Here is an 18,388-nt window from a genome sequence, read left to right as displayed (position 1 = left end):
GTGAATTCTTCTCATCTTCTGTATGTTTTTGATGATGTACGGCTTAATAATTACATCCTTCGAAACACCATAAATAGATTGAAGGGAGTTTAGGAGATGGAACAAACTCTGATTGATGAAAAACACAAAAGCCTCAATGTTCAACAAATGATACAAGAAAAGAAAAAATCTTCTAGTGTAACGAATACAACTGAAAAGCTAATTCCAGGGATATTATTTGGTATTTCGGCAATATCTGTTTTAACAACGATTGGAATTCTGATTACCCTTTTAACCGAAACAGTTCATTTCTTTGCGAAAGTATCTTTTTTAGATTTTTTCACAGGAACAGAACTCAAGCCGCTTGGTGACCATGCTGTTTTTGGTGTGTTGCCACTATTAACGGGAACTTTACTGTCGACCTTAATCGCCATGCTTGTTGCGATTCCTATTGGTTTAATGACAGCCATTTTTTTAAGCGAGTATGCGTCAGAACGACTTAGAAAAATATTAAAACCAATCTTAGAAATTCTTGCTGGAATTCCAACTATTGTTTATGGATTCTTTGCTTTTACATTTGTAACGCCACTATTACGATCGTTTATTCCTGGTTTAGAACCAACGAATATTTTAAGTCCAGGTTTAGTGATGGGAATTATGATTATTCCATTAGTCGCTTCACTTTCGGAGGATGCGATGAGCTCTGTTCCAAATTCGATGCGTGAAGGTGCTCTTGCACTAGGTGCTACTAAGCTTGAAGTAACGTGGAAAGTGGTTGTCCCAGCTGCTATTTCTGGAATTATTGCCTCTTTTGTTCTAGGTATTTCTCGGGCAATAGGAGAAACGATGATTGTTGCTATTGCAAGCGGAAGTTCGAAAGTTTTCACTTTTGATATTACCCAATCTATGCAAACGATGACTGCTTATATTGTTGAGGTAACAGGTGGAGAAGCTCCAGCTGGATCAACACTCTATTATAGCCTTTATGCTGTAGCGATGACGTTGTTTGTGTTTACGTTAATCATGAATATGATTGCCCAGTATATTTCCCGTAAGTTTAGGGAGGAATATTAAATTATGAAGTATATTGACGATGTAAAAACTCATAAAAGAATGGAGTCACGCCTAGTTACAAACAACGTGGCTAAGGGTTTATTCTTTCTATCGACTCTTTTAGGTCTAGTTGTTTTGGTCATCTTAATTTATCGTGTCATTGATCAAAGTGCTGGCTGGATTAGCCTGGATTTTTTGACGAATAAATTATCTACTGATCCCCAAAAAGCAGGGATTATGGGAGCGATATTAGGTACTGTCTGGTTGATGCTTGTCGTTGCACCAGTCACGATGATTTTAGGAGTAGGAACCGCTATATATCTAGAGGAATATGCCAAAAAAGGAAAATTGCAATCTTTCATCCAAACCAATATCTCAAATTTAGCTGGTGTTCCTTCCGTAGTATTTGGAATTCTTGGTTTAACAGTATTTGCTAGAGGAATGGAATTAGGTTCTGTTGTATTAGCAGGAGGATTAACAATGGCATTATTAGTACTTCCTGTTGTTGTTGTATCAAGTCAAGAAGCAATCCGGGCAGTCCCTCAGTTTTTACGGGAAGCATCCTATGGGATGGGGGCAACGAAATGGCAAACGATTAAAAATGTCGTACTGCCAGCGTCAATTCCTGGAATATTAACAGGCGTTATTTTAGCGCTTTCAAGAGCAATTGGTGAGACAGCACCGCTCGTTGTTATTGGAATACCTGCATTGCTTATTCCACTTCCAGATGGGATATTTGATCGATTTACGATTCTTCCGGTACAAATTTATTACTGGACAACAGATTCTGCGCTGGTTGCAGAATATGCGAATCTGGCCGCAGCAACGATCGTTATTCTGTTAATCGTTTTATTTGCCATGAATTCAATCGCGATATTAATTAGAAATAAATTTCAGAAACGCTATTAAGTTTAGGAGGGTTAATGATGGTAGTTGTTGTAGGTAATGAGAAAATAGACGAAAAGTCTCCTAAACAAGGGGGCATTATGTCAAGGAATGAAGATAAGAAGATTGTTTATCATACAAAGGATTTAAATCTTTGGTATGGAGAAGGTCATGCATTAAAGAACATTAATCTCCCGATATATGAAAACGAAGTGACGGCGATCATCGGTCCTTCTGGTTGTGGAAAATCAACCTATATTAAAACTTTGAATAGAATGGTTGAACTGGTTCCTGGTGTTCGTGTCTCTGGGGAAATACTATACCGAGAGCGCAATATTTTTGATAGGGATTTTCAAGTTGAAGAATTAAGAACTCGTGTTGGTATGGTGTTTCAAAAGCCAAATCCGTTTCCAAAATCTATTTATGAAAATATTGCTTATGGGCCGAAAATCCATGGGATTAAAAGTAAAAAAGTCTTAGATGAAATCGTTGAGCAGAGTCTTCGCGGTGCGGCAATTTGGGATGAGGTAAAGGACCGGCTACATCAAAATGCATACGGCCTGTCAGGTGGACAACAGCAGCGGATATGCATTGCTCGATGCTTGGCGATCGAACCTGATGTCATCCTTATGGATGAGCCTACAAGTGCGCTAGATCCCATTTCAACGCTCAAAGTGGAAGAGCTTGTTCAGGAGTTGAAAAAGAATTTCAGTATTATTATTGTGACTCACAATATGCAGCAAGCTGCGCGTATTTCTGATAAAACAGCCTTCTTCTTAAATGGGGAAGTCATTGAATACGATGATACAAATAAAATCTTCTCAACCCCTTCTGACAAGCGCACCGAAGATTATATTACTGGACGATTTGGATAATTTATTATCTATCAATCGAAGCTTCAACTGAACTAAGGGGGTACAACATAATGGTTGTTAGGGAAAGATTTAACGAGGATTTAAAGGAACTGCAAAATAAATTACTAGAAATTGGGAGATTTTCGATCGATGCTCTTGGAAAATCGCTCGAGGCTTTGGAGACCGCAAATGTCGAATTAGCCTTGAAAATCATGGAGGATGATACAGACGCTGATTTGATGGAAGAAGAAATCAATGATTTTGCGATTTTGTTAATTGCCAAACAGCAGCCAGTCGCAATTGATTTAAGACGAATTATCGTGGCGATAAAAATTGCCAATGACATAGAACGGATTGCTGATTTTGCCACTAATATTGCCAAGTCGGCGATTCGCATAGGCAATGAGCCGCTGATCAAGCCGCTTGAGCACATTAAGCAAATGCATGAAATTACCGCGAAAATGTTGCTGCTTGCTCTTGAGGCATTTAATGAGGAAGACATTAATAAAGCAAAACAGGTTGCTGAAATGGATGATCAGGTTGATGACTTATATGGTCAAGCTATCCGTGATTTGCTTGAAATTAATCAAAAGCACCCTGAACATATGGCACAGGTGAACAATCTTTCATTTGTGTGCAGATTCTTAGAGCGAGCAGCCGATCACGTTACCAATATCGGTGAGCATGTCTTTTACCTCGTAAAAGGAAGACGATACGATCTAAATAAATAACAACCAAGACCAACTTGAAAAAGTTGGTCTTCTTTTTGCTTCGAAATTTTCTACAGAGAAATAAAAAATCCACAATCCGACAAAAAGCGTTTATTGAGAAGGTTTACTAACAGTGTTAACATTAAAATGTAAGAAAATATTCATAATTTAAAACATTCAATTATATTCTAATAGGTTAAGAAAAGAGGAACATACCATGATGACCGAGGATGAACTATCCGTAACGATTCTTACAGAAGAAAAGATTACTGTTGCCTGGAGGCTGTCAGAGCAGCGGATGAACTTTGTTGCTTCTTACTTTGGAAAGCCTTATGATAGCTTTCGCACGGCGCTTCGTATATACGATATTACAGACATTGACTTTAACGGAAATAACGCTCATCTTTTTCATGAGTTTATGATGAAAAAAGGCCAGAATGATTGGAAAATTAAAGGACTTAACGCTAATCGCCATTACTGCCTTGAATGGGGGATTCATTTGTCTGAGACAGAATTTTTCCCACTACTACGTTCTGTTCCGTTTCAGACACAGTTTGACAGTAACGTTGATTTGCCAGTCTCAAAAAATCCTCTTAATAAACAAAGCAATCATGCTCTTCCGCAGTGGTCTGAACATGTTAGTACCTATAGCTACTATGAGACCGCGGCTCTTAAGGGGGATGGAAAATGATTGATCAAAATGGAGTAAATGGTCTTACAAAACTAGAGACCGATTTACTTATTCCCAGTGAAACGATTCATCCTGATAACTCAAAAAGGCAAAAGATTCTTATTTTAACTTGGGAATTTCCTCCAAATGTCATTGGGGGTCTTGCACGCCATTGCCACGGACTTGCACGAAGCCTCGTTAAGGCAAATTATGAAGTCCATGTTCTGACGACCAAGCTTTCAACTACCCCAAATTTTGAAATAGTAGATGGAATAAAGGTTTTTCGTATTACCCCATTACATGAACAAGAAGCAAATTTTCTTACCTGGATTGCCGGCCTTAATCTAGCGATGATCGACAAAGTAAAGGAGTTAGCCCGCGAGCATCAATACGGTTTGATACATGCTCATGATTGGCTTGTCGGGACGGCTGGAATCTTGTTGAAAAGTGAATTAAGCATTCCACTTATCACAACGATTCATTCGCTAGAGCAAGGACGGAATGATGGGATCTATACTGAAACACAAAAATTTATTGATGATAAGGAACGCCAATTAATTCACGGGTCTGATCAGATAATTGTATGTAGTGAATTTATGAAAGATGCCTTGCTTCAGCAATTTTCTGCAAAAGAAGATCGTTTATCGGTTATTGCAAATGGAATTGATCCAGACTCAGCAGAAATTAACGAATTAACCATCTTAAGTAAAAACATACCGCTAAATTCTAATAAACGTTTGATTTTTTCAATTGGAAGACTTGTAAAAGAAAAGGGATTTGATGTGCTGATAGAAGCAGCTCCAGAGCTTTTAAAACAATATCCTGATTTGTATTTTATTATTGCAGGAAAAGGGCCGATGGAAAACGAGTATCAAAGACTCATACGAGATAGAGGCCTAGAAAACATCGTATTTTTAATCGGCTATGTGGATGATAGCAACCGCAATCTATTATTTAACCAATGCGAAATTGCCATTTTTCCAAGTCTGTATGAGCCATTTGGGATTGTCACTTTGGAAGCGATGATTTTTGGAAAGCCGACGATTGTTTCGAATACTGGGGGTTTAAAAGGAATCATCGATCATGGAAATACTGGACTGTTAATGAATCCTGGTGATAAACGTAGTTTAGTTAAACAGGTTCAAGAGATACTAGACAATCCTCCTAAAGCAAAACAACTTGGCGAGAATGGTAAGAAAATCGTCCAGCAATTATTTAGTTGGAAACGAATTGGTTTAGAAACGAAACGCGTATATGAGGAAACCATTATGAAAAGTAAATATTTCCAATCATAATCAAAGAGAGGGTGACAATTCGTGAGACCGAAAATAACAAGCAGTTTTTCGATCCGACTAAAACGGAATTCCAGCCCACATTCACGACTTCAAACCATCTTAATACCGAAAATCGGTTTATGGATTGATGGGAAAACCTTTTGGATTAAAAGCGGAAATGAAAAACTAATTCCAGAAAAGCAAATTTCAGTTCGTGTTAATCAACGGGCCATTCATTCTAAAATAAAACTATTTGATATATTTGTGACAAATCATAATGAAAAGATGCGGAAATTAAAGATTATTGTCATGCATAGCTTTGAACGTTTTTCTCAAGATGATTTGACGTTCTTTTCACCGATTGAAAAAGTCATTTATCATTTGGCCAAGCGGACCATGTATTTAGTTAATGGACATATGAACGGAAATGTGATTAAGGATTATACAGTTCAACCAATATGGAATGTGTATAGTGATAAATTTTGGAAATGTCCTAATAGTGGAACCTTGAATTTTCAACCGATGGCTCATGGACCATCAAACAGTTTGTTTACATTTAATATGGATATACCGGGCTCACAAACAAAATTGGCTAATACTTGGATGATCGCTGGAGAGTCCAAAGAAGAGCTCATCCATCTAAATAAAGCTGTTTTAAAAAATCACACTAGCTTTTCAATATGAAAAATGATATTATAGAAAAGTCGTATGAACGAACTAGTATTATGGTTTGGAGGGAAATTCTATGCGCGTGAACATTACGTTAGCTTGCACTGAGTGTGGAGATCGTAACTATATTTCAACAAAAAATAAACGTAACAACCCAGATCGTCTTGAGCTTAAAAAATATTGCCCAAGAGAAAAGCGTACAACAGCACATCGTGAAACAAAATAAGCAGTGGGGCTTCCTGCTGCTTTTTTTGTTGTCTAAAAATATACTGGTAGAGAAGGGGAGAGAGAATGGATAAAAAACAACTTCGCAAGCAAATGAAAGATATATTGTCCTCAATCACCAAGCCGCAATATGAAGACCAATCATATCGTATTGCCCAAACCCTGTTTCAGGATTCAGATTGGTTAAATGCGAACACAATCGGCCTAACCATTTCAAATCCTCCTGAAGTAGATACATATCAAATCATCAGAAAAGCATGGGAACAAAACAAAATAGTCGTTGCCGCTAAATGCAATCCGGCTGACAAATCGCTTCAGTTTCGTAAGCTAGAAACCTTTTCACAGCTCGAATCGATATTCTTTGGACTGTATGAACCGATTGAGGTCATGACAAGCGAAATTCCGATTGGTAAAATCGACCTTTTGCTTGTGCCAGGTTTGTCCTTAAATAAACAGGGATATAGACTCGGATTTGGTGGTGGATATTATGATCGTTTTTTGCGAAATTATCATGGTTCGACGATATCATTAGCCTTCGACGTGCAAATGGTTGAGGACATACCGGTAGAAGGACATGATTTACCCGTTGCCAAAATCATCACCAATCATGAGGTTATTAGAACAAATGGATGATATTTTTATTTATGGTCTGATTATCATTGGTGCGTATGGAGGTTATAAGCAAAGGCTTTTAACCCGTACAGGGGGAGTTGCTGCTGCTATAGTCGGGGGTGCTGTTGCACTCGGCTTTGGTTGGCGTGGTTTTGTCGTATTAGGGATGTTTTTCTTTACCTCTAGCTTCTGGTCGAAATATAAACGATCCAAAAAAAGAAAGCTAGATCAAAAACTTGAAAAGGGTTCTCAGCGTGATTGGCTTCAGGTTGTCGCAAACGGTGGAATTGCAGCCATGACTAGTTTGATGTTCGCTTATGATCATAATCAACTGTGGTTAGTGGCATTTGCCATTGCCAGTGCCAGTGCCAATTCTGATACGTGGGCTTCGGAAATTGGCACATTAAGTAAGCAAAAGCCATTTTTTCTTAGAACTTTTAAACGTTCCGAAAAGGGGACATCGGGTGCAATCAGTTGGCTTGGAACGAATGCAAGTCTTGCCGGTGCGTTGTTGATTGCCGTCATGGTTTATTTGCTTTTTGAAATAAGTATTTTTCAACTCCTATACATTTTTCTATTCGGCTTCCTCGGCAACGTATTCGATACACTCCTCGGAGCTTTTCTGCAAGTTGCCTATCGTTGTTCTATCTGTCAGTCGGAAACTGAAAAGAAGACTCATTGCAATCATCCAAGCCGAAAAATCAGAGGGATATCGTTCCTAAATAACGATGCAGTCAATTTACTTTCGGGCCTTCTTGCAGTGATAAGTGGTATATTATGTTACTTTTATATGTTGTAATGTAAATCGACAAATGAATTTTTCAATGTTGGATATAATAATAAAGTAATCCTATTTGGGAGGTTCATGAGATGAGACATCATGTAAATCGAGTAGCTTTAATTGGGACGGGCTTTGTTGGCTCAAGTTATGCTTTTGCCATGCTAAATCAGGGTGTTGCCGAGGAATTTGTAATGATAGACTTAAATAAGGAAAAATCTGAAGGAGACGCAATGGATTTAAACCATGGACTTCCATTTGCACCTTCAGCAACAAAAATATGGTTTGGTGACTATTCAGATTGTAAAGATGCTGATCTTGTAGTTATTTGTGCAGGAGCTAACCAAAAACCTGGTGAAACACGACTCGATCTTGTTGAAAAGAATTCAGCAATCTTTAAAGGAATTGTTGGCGAGGTTATGGCTAGCGGTTTTGATGGCATTTTTCTTGTCGCAACAAACCCTGTTGATATTTTAACGTATGCAACATGGAAATTCTCAGGATTACCGAAAGAGCGGATAATTGGCTCAGGAACGATCCTTGATACGGCGCGATTCCGTTATTTACTTGGGGATTATTTTAAAGTTGATCCGCGCAATGTTCATGCCTATATTATAGGTGAGCATGGGGATACGGAGTTACCTGTTTGGAGTCATGCTGATATTGCTGGACGGCCTATTTCAGATTGGGCAAAGGGCAAAGCTGACTTCAAGCAAGAAGATTTAGATGAGCTGTTTATTAATGTCAGAGATGCTGCTTACCAAATCATTCAACGTAAAGGGGCTACTTTTTACGGGATTGCAATGGGGCTTGTCAGAGTCACAAAGGCCATTTTACAAAATGAAAATTCGGTCTTAACTGTTTCAACTTATTTAGATAACCATTATGGACAGAATGATGTGTTTATCGGAGTGCCTGCAGTTGTTAATCGAAACGGAATTCGTGAAGTGGTCGAAATTAGTTTAGATCAAACGGAGCAGGAGAAGTTTAACCATTCTGCCAGTGTATTAAAAAATATTATCAGTTCAATCTCGAGTTTCCAAAACTAAATTTATTTAATACCAAAGGCTGCCGAAATCGGTGGTCTTTCTTGTTTTAGGATATTTTTTCATTGTTTAACCCAAAATAAGCACAGGAGGGATGATTAACATGAAAACATTAACGTCCATTTTTATGATTGGCTTGGCTGGTTTTTTAGCGATCAAGAATCGCTATCGAATTCTTAATTTGTTGCTTGGCAGTGGATTCACCCGCCGCCTCTTTGTCGGCTCGATTCTCAGTATGCCTGGGGTTCGAGATAAAATGATGCAAACTATGTTTTCTCGCCCAGCTGCAAGGTAAAAGACTCGATTGTTTTCGGGTCTTTTTTACGTGTAAAGAAAGTATAAGTATTGAACAAAGTTTAGTGTCTAGCTCCAGGCGCCATCGGCTCGAGGTCACAAGCCAATCCGTCCAGAAGGTAAAAGGCAACCTTCCGGCCGGCTCGACTTGTGCTTGTCGCCGATAACCGGGCGCCTTACGCTTTTCTTAGTTGTTAATCCTTAGGTTTCCAAATGAATATAGTTTATAATATGGAAGTATGATTGACCTTAACAAAACAACTTGATTTTCCGTTGTATAGAGAAAGTAGGGGAAACGGTGAATTCCAATGAAGATTATTTATTTTGGAGGTTGGCGAATTACTTCGTAACGGAGCATAACTATCGTTTACTGCAAATGAAAGGAAACGATTGGGAACTCTGGCTTGAAAATACATCGATTAAAGGGGCACAAATCATTCGTTTACTGCGCCATAACGTCGATTGGAGCAATTGGATGCAACGAGATATTGAAGCCATTGCAAGTATCGCTGAAAGATATAGAAAGCGGTATTTGAGAGGGGAATTACAGATGGTCAATGTCTATCTAACCCCTAATCCTCCTGTCGACGATTATCAGTTTCGGATTGAAAAAGCTTACCAAGTACCCGGTAGCAAGAAGACCAACGTCCAAACGGTGTTAGTGCAGTCAAGCAAGCTTGAGGATACAATTGCTCAACTTTCAGATTTTTTCACGCAACCAATACCGATTACGATGGAGAAGGATTATGATTCACAAGAAATCTTGACTTTGAAGCAAGCAACACTTGAATTTTTAGTAAAAAAAGCAAAACAGGAAAAAGCCATTTTTCACAATGGTAAACCGCGTTTTACATATGTATTTTTACTGTTGCAAATTGCCGTTTTTATCCTGATGGAATTCATGGGGAGCAGTACCAATTCAGCGACACTCATCAAGTTTGGCGCTAAGTTTAATCCGCTAATGTTAGAAGGAGAATGGTGGCGCTTTTTCACACCGATTTTTCTGCATATTGGTTTTTTGCATCTTTTTATGAATTCGTTGGCATTATTTTATATGGGTCCACTCGTGGAACGAATTTTTGGTAATGTCCGATTTATGTTCATATACCTTTTGGCTGGTTTCTTTGGAACACTTGCTAGTTTTGTGACAAGTCCCAATATGTCAGCTGGAGCAAGTGGTGCAATATTTGGCTGTTTTGGAGCGCTTTTATATTTTGGTGTGATGTACCCGAAATTATTTTTCCGAACCATGGGGATGAATATCCTGTTTGTGATTGGATTGAATTTGGTATTCGGTTTTACAGTTCAGGGTATCGATAATGCGGGGCATATTGGTGGTCTCGTCGGTGGATTTATCGCAGCTGGAATCACTCACTTTCCAAAAGCACGGAAGCCATTACTGCAAGGACTCTTTACAATTATTAGTGCAGCCTTGATTTTCTTTGGACTGCAGTATGGTTATGGTGAATCAACAAGAGTATTAGATGCTCATTCAAGTTTTGTATTAGCGCAGATGTATGTGGAAAAAGAGGACTATGATCAGGCCTATACCGTGTTAAAGGATGTTAAAGCAAGTGGAGATGAAAAAGCTGATTTACTGTTTTTATTGTCATACGTGGAAATTCAGAAGGGAATGACAGATGAAGCTGAACAGCATTTATTAAAGGTCACTGATATCGACCCGACTTTCCATGAAGCATTTTACAATTTGGCTCTTTTAAATATAAATAATCATGAGTTAACCAAAGCGAAGGAAAATGCTAAAGCCGCATCGAAAATTGAACCAGACAAAAAAGAATATAAGAATTTACTGAAAGAAATCGATGGATATTTGACGCAATAATTGCTTATGAATATAGGATTCTATTTGAATTGGATGAAGCCGACAAGAATTATGTTGGCTTCATCTTTTTTAGTCTGCGTTAAACATGAATGTTGATTTCCGCTGCAGGCACTTCGCGCACCTTAGGGGCTAGTTGGGAGCCTCCTCGGCGCATTCGCGCCTGTGGGGTCTCCCATACCAGCTACTCCCGCAGGAGTCTTCGTGCCTTCCGCTCCAATCAACTTGCGTAAAATCAACACTAAGCTAAAACACAGACTATTTTTCAGTAAGCATTCGTATTTTCTAGGAAATAAAACTGGTATGTTTTTCCTTGTTGTTGTCGATGATGGATATGTAATATGTAAAAAACATGTACTGACAAGGGCTAGGGGGATTGGCAGGGATGACAGATAAACCAATGAAAAATCCTGTGAAAAAGAATTTTGATGAAAATATATCCTTTTTAAAAACAGAACTCGGAGTAGGTAAAAGCTTTGATGTGATTCAGCTGGATCTCGAATACGCTGGGCGTAATATGACGCTTTTTTTAATAGATGGTCTCGTAAAAGATGATCTCCTCCACCTTTTAATGAAGTTTTTAGCAAAGCTTGAAAAAGAAGAGCTTGAGCCTAATGCGCTCGAGAAATTGATGAAAACCAATCTTCCTTATGTTGAAATAGCTACAGAGGATGATTTGGATAAGGTTGTTGATACCGTATTAGCTGGACCGACGGCATTGGTTATAGATGGAATTGACCAAATCATTTTGATTGATGCTCGGACCTATCCCGTTCGTGGTCCACAAGAGCCGGACATTGAGAGAGTCGTGCGTGGCTCGCGTGACGGCTTTGTTGAAACAATCGTGTTTAACACAGCTCTGACAAGACGAAGAGTTCGCGACCGAACACTGCGAATGGAATATTTACAAGTGGGGAGACGTTCGAAAACCGATATTGTCATTTGTTACATCGATGACATTGCCGACCCGGAAATCGTCAAGCAGGTGAAGGACTCTATATCAAAAATTGATACCGATGGTCTGCCGATGGCTGAGAAGACGGTAGAGGAATTTATTTCGGGGCGACATTTCAATCCCTATCCGGTTGTACGGTACACAGAGCGCCCAGATACGGCAGCAACTCATCTGTATGAGGGACATGTACTTGTTATGGTGGACGGTTCACCGAGTGTAATGATCACTCCAACCACGTTCTGGCATCATTTACAGCATGCGGAGGAGTACCGAAATAAACCTGTCATTGGTGCGTATTTACGCCTTGTTCGCCATTTTGCAGTTTGGGCATCGATATTTTTATTACCAATCTGGTATTTATTTGCGATTGATCCTGAATTGGTTCCAAAGAGTATGGCGTTTATCGGACCAAATGAGCCGGGTAAAGTTCCCCTTTTGCTGCAATTTTTATTAGCGGAAATTGGGATGGATATTTTGCGGATGGCGGCGATTCATACGCCTTCATCATTGGCAACGGCACTTGGACTTGTGGCGGCATTGATGATTGGACAGGTTGCTGTTGAGGTAGGATTATTTACAAACGAAGTCATTTTGTATTTGGCGGTTGCCGGTATCGGGACATTTGCTACACCAAGCTACGAAATGTCACTCGCAAACCGTGTGATACGAATTGTGCTACTGATTTTAACAGGAATGTTCCATGCTTACGGAATCATGATAGGCATTGTCTTATTCATTATCATGCTGGCAAGAATGAATTCGTTCGGAGTCCCTTACCTATGGCCATTTATCCCTTTTAATTATCGGGCATTCCGTGACGTATTATTCCGTGCTCCAATCCCGTTAAAAAATAGAAGACCACGCTTTTTGCATCCAAAGGACCCAGACCGTTAAGAATCAAAGGTTTAGGTCCTTTGATTATGTTAGCACGATGCACGTTATATCGCTTGAGCCCTTTTCTCGTTTGCTTTATAATTTGAGTTGAATGAGGAATGTGGGGTAGAGCAATGAAAACAATTTATGATATTCAACAATTTTTAAAACGCTTTGGTACGGTTATTTATGTTGGAGACCGATTGGCGACGCTTGAACTCATGGAGGAAGAAATTAAAGAGCTTTATTTTTCAAAATTAATTGATAAAAATGAACTTCAAGTCGCACTCCAGGTTTTACGTCATGAAATTCAATTTGAAAGAGAACAAAAAGAAAGAAACAGGTGAGGGACTTGACCGAAAAATGGATCTTTGGCGTTGACCTGGGTGGTACCACAACAAAGCTGGCTTTTGTCACGCAAGCAGGGGAAATCATCGAAAAATGGGAAATTCCCACTGAAGTGAAAAACGAAGGCAGAAATATTACGAAAAATATTGCCAGAGCACTTGAGCAAAAGCTGTTTGAACTAGGGAAAACAAAAGCGGATCTACTCGGGATTGGGATGGGGGCACCTGGCCCAATTGATCTTGAAACAGGAATGATTTACGAAGCGGTGAATTTAGGTTGGAAAAACGCCTATCCACTGCAAGAAATCATGGAAAAAGATACTTCACTTCGGACGATCATAGATAATGATGCCAACTGTGCCGCATTGGGTGAAATGTGGAAAGGTGCCGGTAATGGTGCGAAGGATGTTGTGTGTGTCACGCTAGGAACCGGTGTTGGCGGGGGCGTCATTGTCAATGGCGAAATTGTCCAAGGTATCCATGGTGCTGCAGGTGAAATTGGTCATACAACCGTGATCATAGAAGGTGGAGCACCATGTAACTGTGGCAAAACAGGCTGTCTCGAAACGGTCGCATCGGCAACTGGAATTGTGAAGATTGCCAAGTACTATTTGCTTCAAGCGGGTGTTAAGGAAGAGGAACTCATAAAGCTCTATCGGAAAACAGGGATTGTCACGGCAAAGGACGTGTTTGATGCAGCAAGAAATGGAGACTCAACTGCAGTGAAAGTTGTTGATGAAGTAGCGCGCTATTTAGGGCTCGCTTTATCAAATGTAGCCAATACATTGAATCCGGAGAAAATCGTCGTCGGCGGTGGTGTTTCCAAGGCTGGTGACGTTCTGTTGACACCTGTTAGGGAGTATTTTGGGCGTTATGCATTCCCGCGAGTGGCAAAATCAACCCAAATTGTTTTGGCGACACTTGGTAATGACGCAGGAGTCATTGGAGCTGCATGGCTTGTATTGAATAAAAAATAGCAAAAAAACTCGTCTTGTAGGCGGGTTTTTTTTTATAGTCAAATCATCCAAAATATTGAAACTTTTTCGGTTGCTTTTTCGTCTTTTTATATAGAAATACGTATATGATAGAGTTAATATACATAGTACAAGCTTAATGATTAGGAGGTGCACCTATGCTAAACAAAATACAGGCAAAACAGCCGATGATTTATATTGCGGCTCTATTGCTATGGATAAAAACTTACATCGTCTATAAAACTTGTTTTGATATAAAAATAGATAATATCATTCAAGAAATCATATTGTTGATTAATCCACTTAGTTTTCTATTATTTATTTTTGGCATTAGTTTGTTCTTAAAGGAAACGAAACGAGTTCGCTACATTCTGATGGCCCATTTTTTATTGTCGGCTTTGTTATTAGGGAACGTACTGTTTTATCGGTTTTTTAATGACTTTTTAACGATTCCGGTACTGTTCCAAACAAGCAATTTAACCGATCTCGGCAGCAGTTTTGATGAGCTCCTAAAAATCACTGATTTGTTTTTCTTTACTGACTTTTTTATTTTACTTGCACTTACAAAATACAATCCAAAGCGCTTTCGGTTTATCCATTTTACCAAACAGGAACGTCGGATTTATTTACTCATCGCCCTTGCAATCGGCTTTTTTCATCTGGGGTTAGCGGAGACACAGCGACCGCAATTATTAACAAGAACTTTCGATCGGGAAATGCTCATCAAAAACATCGGTGCGTATAACTACCAGCTTTATGATGTGTTTTTACAATCTAAATCTTCCGCCCAACGGACGTTGGCCGATGGCAGTGAATTAGTAGAAATTGAAAATTTCATCAATGCCAATTATAAGGGGATTAATCCGGAATTATACGGAGCAGCTAAAGGAAAGAATGTAATCTTAGTTTCGATGGAGTCAATGCAAAATTTTGTCATCAACAAAACGGTCAATGGTCAAGAAATTACACCTTTTCTAAATGAATTTATTAAGGAAAGCTATTACTTTGATCAATTTTATCATCAAACTGGTCAGGGAAAAACATCGGACTCGGAGTTTATTGTTGAAAATTCACTGTATCCGCTTAGCAGAGGGGCGGTCTTTTTCACTCACGCTGCCAATGAATACAATGCGACACCTGAAATTTTATCGGAAAATGGTTATTTTACGGCTTCTCTCCATGCCAATAATAAAACGTTTTGGAATCGCGATATCATGTACAAGTCTTTGGGGTATGACCGCTTTTATGCAATGGAAGACTTTGATATAAACGAAACAAATTCGATTGGCTGGGGACTGAAGGATCGTGAATTCTTCGAACAATCGATCCAGCACTTACAGGAAATGCCACAGCCGTTTTATGCAAAATTTATCACGTTAACCAATCATTTTCCGTTTGAAATTGCGGATGAAGATCGGTATATTGAACCATTTACTTCAGATGATGACACGGTTAACAACTATTTTGTAACGGTCCGATATACTGATGAAGCATTGAAGCACTTTATAAAGAAATTAAAGGATGAAGGTTTATACGAGAACAGCATCATCATTCTTTATGGAGACCATTATGGAATTTCTGAGAATCATCACAAAGCGATGAGTGAGTTTCTAGGAAAAGAAATTACACCATTTGAAAGTACACAGCTGCAAAGGGTGCCGTTTATTATTCATATCCCAGGTCAAACGGGTCAAACGATCTCAACTGTATCAGGTCAAATTGATGTGAAGCCAACGCTTCTTCACTTGTTGGGAATTTCGACAAAGGGAACCATTCAATTTGGGGATGACTTGTTTGCGAAAAATCGAGATGAGTTTACCGTGTTAAGGGATGGTTGTTTTATTACAAAGGATTATGTCTTTACAAAGGATACTTGCTATCGCAAGAATACTGGTGAGGCTAGCGATAAAACTAGCTGTGAACCATTTATCGAAGCAGCAAAAACAGAGCTTGATTTTTCAGATAAAATTATTAATGGTGATTTGCTACGCTTTAGTCGGAGCGAACAGTAGTAGCGGTATTTTTCTCATTCCTTTTCATAAAGTGTATTGTGGGAAGGAGGAATCTTGTGGATTGCCAAAAAAAGTATGACTCTCGTGTGTTGTTCCAAGATTTGGCCATTTTAAAGGAGCTGTACCCATTTATCAGAGTGAAACACATTGGAAAATCAGTCCTTGGAACACCTATTCCAGAAATTAAAATTGGTATGGGTGGCGCGAAAAAAGTTCACATTAATGCATCCTTTCATGCAAATGAATGGATTACCACATCGGTGATCATGAAGTTTGTTAATGATTATCTAATAGCTTTAACGAATTGGCAAACTATTAATGGCCTGTTTATGCTGCCGTTTTATCAGCGCGTTGAGCTTTCAATTGTTCCGATGGTCAATCCAGATGGAGTAAACCTCGTCATTAATGGTCCACCTCCAGATTTAGCGGAGGAATTGGTTAAAATTAATAATGGACGTATTGAGTTTACGGCTTGGAAGGCTAATATTCGTGGAGTTGATTTAAATAATCAATTTCCAGCAAAATGGGAAATTGAAAAGGAGCGTAAAGAGCCTAAGGGTCCAGCTTCACGCGATTATCCTGGCGATGCTCCGCTTACGGAACCTGAGGCTGTGGCGATGGCGAAGCTTTGCGTTGAGGAGAAGTTTGATCGCTTAATTGCGCTCCATACCCAAGGCAGTGAGTTCTATTGGGGATATGAAGGATTTGAGTCTCCCGAATCTAGCGAGATTGCGAAAGAATTTGAAAGAGTCAGTGGCTATAATGCAGTTCAATACGTCGATTCTCACGCCGGTTTCAAAGATTGGTTTATTCAAGAATTCCGTAAGCCAGGATTTACAATTGAACTGGGAAAGGGAATTAATCCACTCCCGCTGTCACAATTTCCGCAAATATATAAACAGGTCCTCCCGCTTATTCTTGCGGCCTTTTACAAATAAAAAATAGAATTTTGTGAAAACATCTTGTCTTCTATTCGCGTTTTCATTATTATTAATATCACTGTGATTAAATTGAAATGATAAAAAAGCCGATTTGATGCGGCTTTTTTATCGCCATTATTAAAGGTTTTGTGAAACTTTTTTTGGCGTATTTCGTACTGATATATGTAGGAAAAAAAAGGCGGGTGTGGAAATGGATTGCAGATGTAGAAAAAGTTTACCATATTTTGTTGGAATATTTCTGATTTTTTTATCCATTTCACTCTTAGCTGCTTGTAATAATGAAAAATCAGCAAGTAGTGACAAAGCTAAAAAATCAGCTCGTCGTGAGACCACTTATACTAAGGCGTCAATTCAAGCACCCCTTCAAATTGCCGAAGGGGAGTTTAGTAAAGTAGTCGGTTGGCTGAATGATGAAACGATCGTTTATATCACAAATACAAATCAGAACTCAAATGTATATACATATCATTTACTGTCGGGAAAACAGGAGAAAATTTTCGAAAGTAAGCTCCCCATTATATCTGCTTTCATTAGCCCTGCGCGGGATAAAATTTTGCTTCATGCATCCTCAGGTCTTACCGAGGGAAGCATAACGGTGATTGATCAAACGGGAACTAAGCTTGTTGAAAAGTCAATCACGTCAACTGAATTAAATTTTGTTTGGAACCCCTATGATGAAAATCTTTTGCTTGTCACAGCTTTTAACGAGCAATGGGAATATAACGTCTCTTTATTGAATATTGAAACGAAAAAATTGACGGAAATGAAATTTATCAACCAGCCATTTGTCAATTGGAATGCAAAGAATGAAGTAATTTATCTTAATTGGGATTTGAATAATCCGAGCTTTTTTGCCCCACTTGTAAAACAAAAGATTAATGGTGCAAAGGAAGAAACTCTTGATTTGGAAAATGTATTTCAAATCTATGCCTACCGAAATTGCCTGTTAACGATTGAGGTTGATGAAAAGACTCCTGACCAATCAGTGTACACGTTTTTATCTGAAGACAGTAAGCCAATTGCATCCTTTTCAATTCCGCACCTAACGAGATTTTCCGATTGGCTTGTCCCTGAACACACATTTAACCAAGCTCGAAACGAGTTTTATACATTGAGGCCGAAGTCTAGTGGTGCTGCAGATACGTATAGGGAGGGCTTTCAATTGGTGCGTTATCAGCTTGATCGTAATAACGGGGAGGAACTACTCCTTGATGGCTTAGAAAACAAACCAATTAGCGTTTCTCCTGCTGGTGAATTCTGTTTATATGGTCATCAGCTTGAAAATATAATTATCCTTGATACAAAGGAACTTGTATCATTAGTAGTTGATAAATAAAGAATGCTACAAAAAAAACGGACTGAAGTAATCAGTCCGTTTTTTTTGTTTGAATAAGTAT

At 38.9% G+C, this 18,388-nt stretch carries 18 protein-coding genes and 1 pseudogene; all 19 read left to right on the top strand.

Features of this window, described 5'->3' with window-relative positions; all coding sequences use genetic code 11:
* Window positions 1-96 precede the first annotated feature (96 nt).
* The 19 genes and pseudogenes from pstC (at window position 97) to HHO41_RS16190 (ending at window position 18,327) form a co-directional block, all read left to right on the top strand.
* Entirely contained in the window at window positions 97-1,053 is a 957-nt protein-coding gene (gene pstC / locus HHO41_RS16280) for a phosphate ABC transporter permease subunit PstC (protein ID WP_169100558.1), read from the top strand.
* A 3-nt stretch (window positions 1,054-1,056) separates the two neighbouring features.
* Entirely contained in the window at window positions 1,057-1,941 is an 885-nt protein-coding gene (pstA, locus tag HHO41_RS16275) for a phosphate ABC transporter permease PstA (protein WP_169100556.1), read from the top strand.
* Window positions 1,942-2,018: 77 nt separating this feature from the next.
* Window positions 2,019-2,792, top strand: coding sequence for a phosphate ABC transporter ATP-binding protein PstB (gene pstB, locus HHO41_RS16270; RefSeq protein ID WP_248278511.1), 774 nt, complete (start codon window positions 2,019-2,021; stop codon window positions 2,790-2,792).
* Between the two features lie 50 nt (window positions 2,793-2,842).
* The gene (gene phoU, locus HHO41_RS16265; RefSeq protein ID WP_169100552.1) at window positions 2,843-3,502 is read left to right on the top strand and encodes a phosphate signaling complex protein PhoU; all 660 of its coding nucleotides are present in this window, start codon (window positions 2,843-2,845) and stop codon (window positions 3,500-3,502) included.
* Between the two features lie 196 nt (window positions 3,503-3,698).
* The gene (locus HHO41_RS16260; protein WP_169100550.1) at window positions 3,699-4,172 is read left to right on the top strand and encodes a DUF4912 domain-containing protein; all 474 of its coding nucleotides are present in this window, start codon (window positions 3,699-3,701) and stop codon (window positions 4,170-4,172) included.
* Window positions 4,169-5,446, top strand: a complete 1,278-nt coding sequence (locus tag HHO41_RS16255) for a glycosyltransferase family 4 protein (RefSeq protein WP_169100548.1) — start codon at window positions 4,169-4,171, stop codon at window positions 5,444-5,446. Before HHO41_RS16260 ends, HHO41_RS16255 begins: the two co-directional genes overlap by 4 nt.
* A 21-nt stretch (window positions 5,447-5,467) precedes the next feature.
* On the top strand, window positions 5,468-6,109 hold the full coding sequence (locus HHO41_RS16250; RefSeq protein WP_169100546.1) for a hypothetical protein: 642 nt from the start codon (window positions 5,468-5,470) through the stop codon (window positions 6,107-6,109).
* Between the two features lie 61 nt (window positions 6,110-6,170).
* Complete coding sequence (gene rpmG / locus HHO41_RS16245; RefSeq protein ID WP_015594975.1) at window positions 6,171-6,320, top strand: 50S ribosomal protein L33; 150 nt, start codon at window positions 6,171-6,173, stop codon at window positions 6,318-6,320.
* Window positions 6,321-6,385: 65 nt separating this feature from the next.
* A complete protein-coding gene (locus HHO41_RS16240; protein WP_169100544.1) occupies window positions 6,386-6,952 on the top strand; it encodes a 5-formyltetrahydrofolate cyclo-ligase in 567 nt (188 codons plus the stop codon).
* The gene (locus HHO41_RS16235) at window positions 6,894-7,730 is read left to right on the top strand and encodes a DUF92 domain-containing protein (RefSeq protein ID WP_248278505.1); all 837 of its coding nucleotides are present in this window, start codon (window positions 6,894-6,896) and stop codon (window positions 7,728-7,730) included. The genes HHO41_RS16240 and HHO41_RS16235 overlap by 59 nt, the downstream gene beginning before the upstream one ends.
* Before the next feature lie 71 nt (window positions 7,731-7,801).
* Window positions 7,802-8,758: an L-lactate dehydrogenase gene (locus HHO41_RS16230; protein ID WP_169100542.1), complete on the top strand. Its 957-nt coding sequence runs from the start codon at window positions 7,802-7,804 to the stop codon at window positions 8,756-8,758.
* A gap of 100 nt (window positions 8,759-8,858) precedes the next feature.
* The gene (locus HHO41_RS16225; protein WP_169100540.1) at window positions 8,859-9,050 is read left to right on the top strand and encodes a hypothetical protein; all 192 of its coding nucleotides are present in this window, start codon (window positions 8,859-8,861) and stop codon (window positions 9,048-9,050) included.
* A 297-nt stretch (window positions 9,051-9,347) separates the two neighbouring features.
* Window positions 9,348-10,892 (top strand): rhomboid family intramembrane serine protease, encoded by a 1,545-nt coding sequence (locus HHO41_RS16220; protein ID WP_169100538.1) that lies wholly within the window; start codon window positions 9,348-9,350, stop codon window positions 10,890-10,892.
* 397 nt (window positions 10,893-11,289) lie between these two features.
* Window positions 11,290-12,738, top strand: coding sequence for a spore germination protein (locus HHO41_RS16215; RefSeq protein ID WP_481747101.1), 1,449 nt, complete (start codon window positions 11,290-11,292; stop codon window positions 12,736-12,738).
* A 113-nt stretch (window positions 12,739-12,851) separates the two neighbouring features.
* The gene (locus HHO41_RS16210; RefSeq protein WP_169100535.1) at window positions 12,852-13,064 is read left to right on the top strand and encodes a YqgQ family protein; all 213 of its coding nucleotides are present in this window, start codon (window positions 12,852-12,854) and stop codon (window positions 13,062-13,064) included.
* 5 nt (window positions 13,065-13,069) lie between these two features.
* The gene (locus tag HHO41_RS16205) at window positions 13,070-14,041 is read left to right on the top strand and encodes an ROK family glucokinase (protein ID WP_169100533.1); all 972 of its coding nucleotides are present in this window, start codon (window positions 13,070-13,072) and stop codon (window positions 14,039-14,041) included.
* 155 nt (window positions 14,042-14,196) lie between these two features.
* The gene (locus tag HHO41_RS16200) at window positions 14,197-16,050 is read left to right on the top strand and encodes an LTA synthase family protein (protein ID WP_169100531.1); all 1,854 of its coding nucleotides are present in this window, start codon (window positions 14,197-14,199) and stop codon (window positions 16,048-16,050) included.
* A 53-nt stretch (window positions 16,051-16,103) separates the two neighbouring features.
* A pseudogene (locus HHO41_RS16195) lies at window positions 16,104-16,988 on the top strand (M14 family metallopeptidase); the annotation flags it as partial.
* Window positions 16,989-17,181: 193 nt separating this feature from the next.
* Window positions 17,182-18,327: a YqgU-like beta propeller domain-containing protein gene (locus HHO41_RS16190; RefSeq protein ID WP_169100529.1), complete on the top strand. Its 1,146-nt coding sequence runs from the start codon at window positions 17,182-17,184 to the stop codon at window positions 18,325-18,327.
* The last annotated feature ends 61 nt before the right edge of the window (window positions 18,328-18,388 follow it).

This window comes from Bacillus sp. DNRA2 (genome assembly GCF_012843265.1).
Taxonomy (GTDB): domain Bacteria; phylum Bacillota; class Bacilli; order Bacillales; family Cytobacillaceae; genus Bacillus_BU.
This window is presented reverse-complemented; position numbering and strand designations above follow the sequence as displayed.

Coding starts and splice junctions, on each gene's coding strand:
- pstC (WP_169100558.1), top strand. CDS start 97: ATGGAACAAACTCTGATTGATGAAAAACACAAAAGCCTCAATGTTCAA.
- pstA (WP_169100556.1), top strand. CDS start 1,057: ATGAAGTATATTGACGATGTAAAAACTCATAAAAGAATGGAGTCACGC.
- pstB (WP_248278511.1), top strand. CDS start 2,019: ATGTCAAGGAATGAAGATAAGAAGATTGTTTATCATACAAAGGATTTA.
- phoU (WP_169100552.1), top strand. CDS start 2,843: ATGGTTGTTAGGGAAAGATTTAACGAGGATTTAAAGGAACTGCAAAAT.
- HHO41_RS16260 (WP_169100550.1), top strand. CDS start 3,699: ATGATGACCGAGGATGAACTATCCGTAACGATTCTTACAGAAGAAAAG.
- HHO41_RS16255 (WP_169100548.1), top strand. CDS start 4,169: ATGATTGATCAAAATGGAGTAAATGGTCTTACAAAACTAGAGACCGAT.
- rpmG (WP_015594975.1), top strand. CDS start 6,171: ATGCGCGTGAACATTACGTTAGCTTGCACTGAGTGTGGAGATCGTAAC.
- HHO41_RS16240 (WP_169100544.1), top strand. CDS start 6,386: ATGGATAAAAAACAACTTCGCAAGCAAATGAAAGATATATTGTCCTCA.
- HHO41_RS16235 (WP_248278505.1), top strand. CDS start 6,894: ATGATTTACCCGTTGCCAAAATCATCACCAATCATGAGGTTATTAGAA.
- HHO41_RS16230 (WP_169100542.1), top strand. CDS start 7,802: ATGAGACATCATGTAAATCGAGTAGCTTTAATTGGGACGGGCTTTGTT.
- HHO41_RS16225 (WP_169100540.1), top strand. CDS start 8,859: ATGAAAACATTAACGTCCATTTTTATGATTGGCTTGGCTGGTTTTTTA.
- HHO41_RS16215 (WP_481747101.1), top strand. CDS start 11,290: ATGAAAAATCCTGTGAAAAAGAATTTTGATGAAAATATATCCTTTTTA.
- HHO41_RS16210 (WP_169100535.1), top strand. CDS start 12,852: ATGAAAACAATTTATGATATTCAACAATTTTTAAAACGCTTTGGTACG.
- HHO41_RS16200 (WP_169100531.1), top strand. CDS start 14,197: ATGCTAAACAAAATACAGGCAAAACAGCCGATGATTTATATTGCGGCT.
- HHO41_RS16190 (WP_169100529.1), top strand. CDS start 17,182: ATGGATTGCAGATGTAGAAAAAGTTTACCATATTTTGTTGGAATATTT.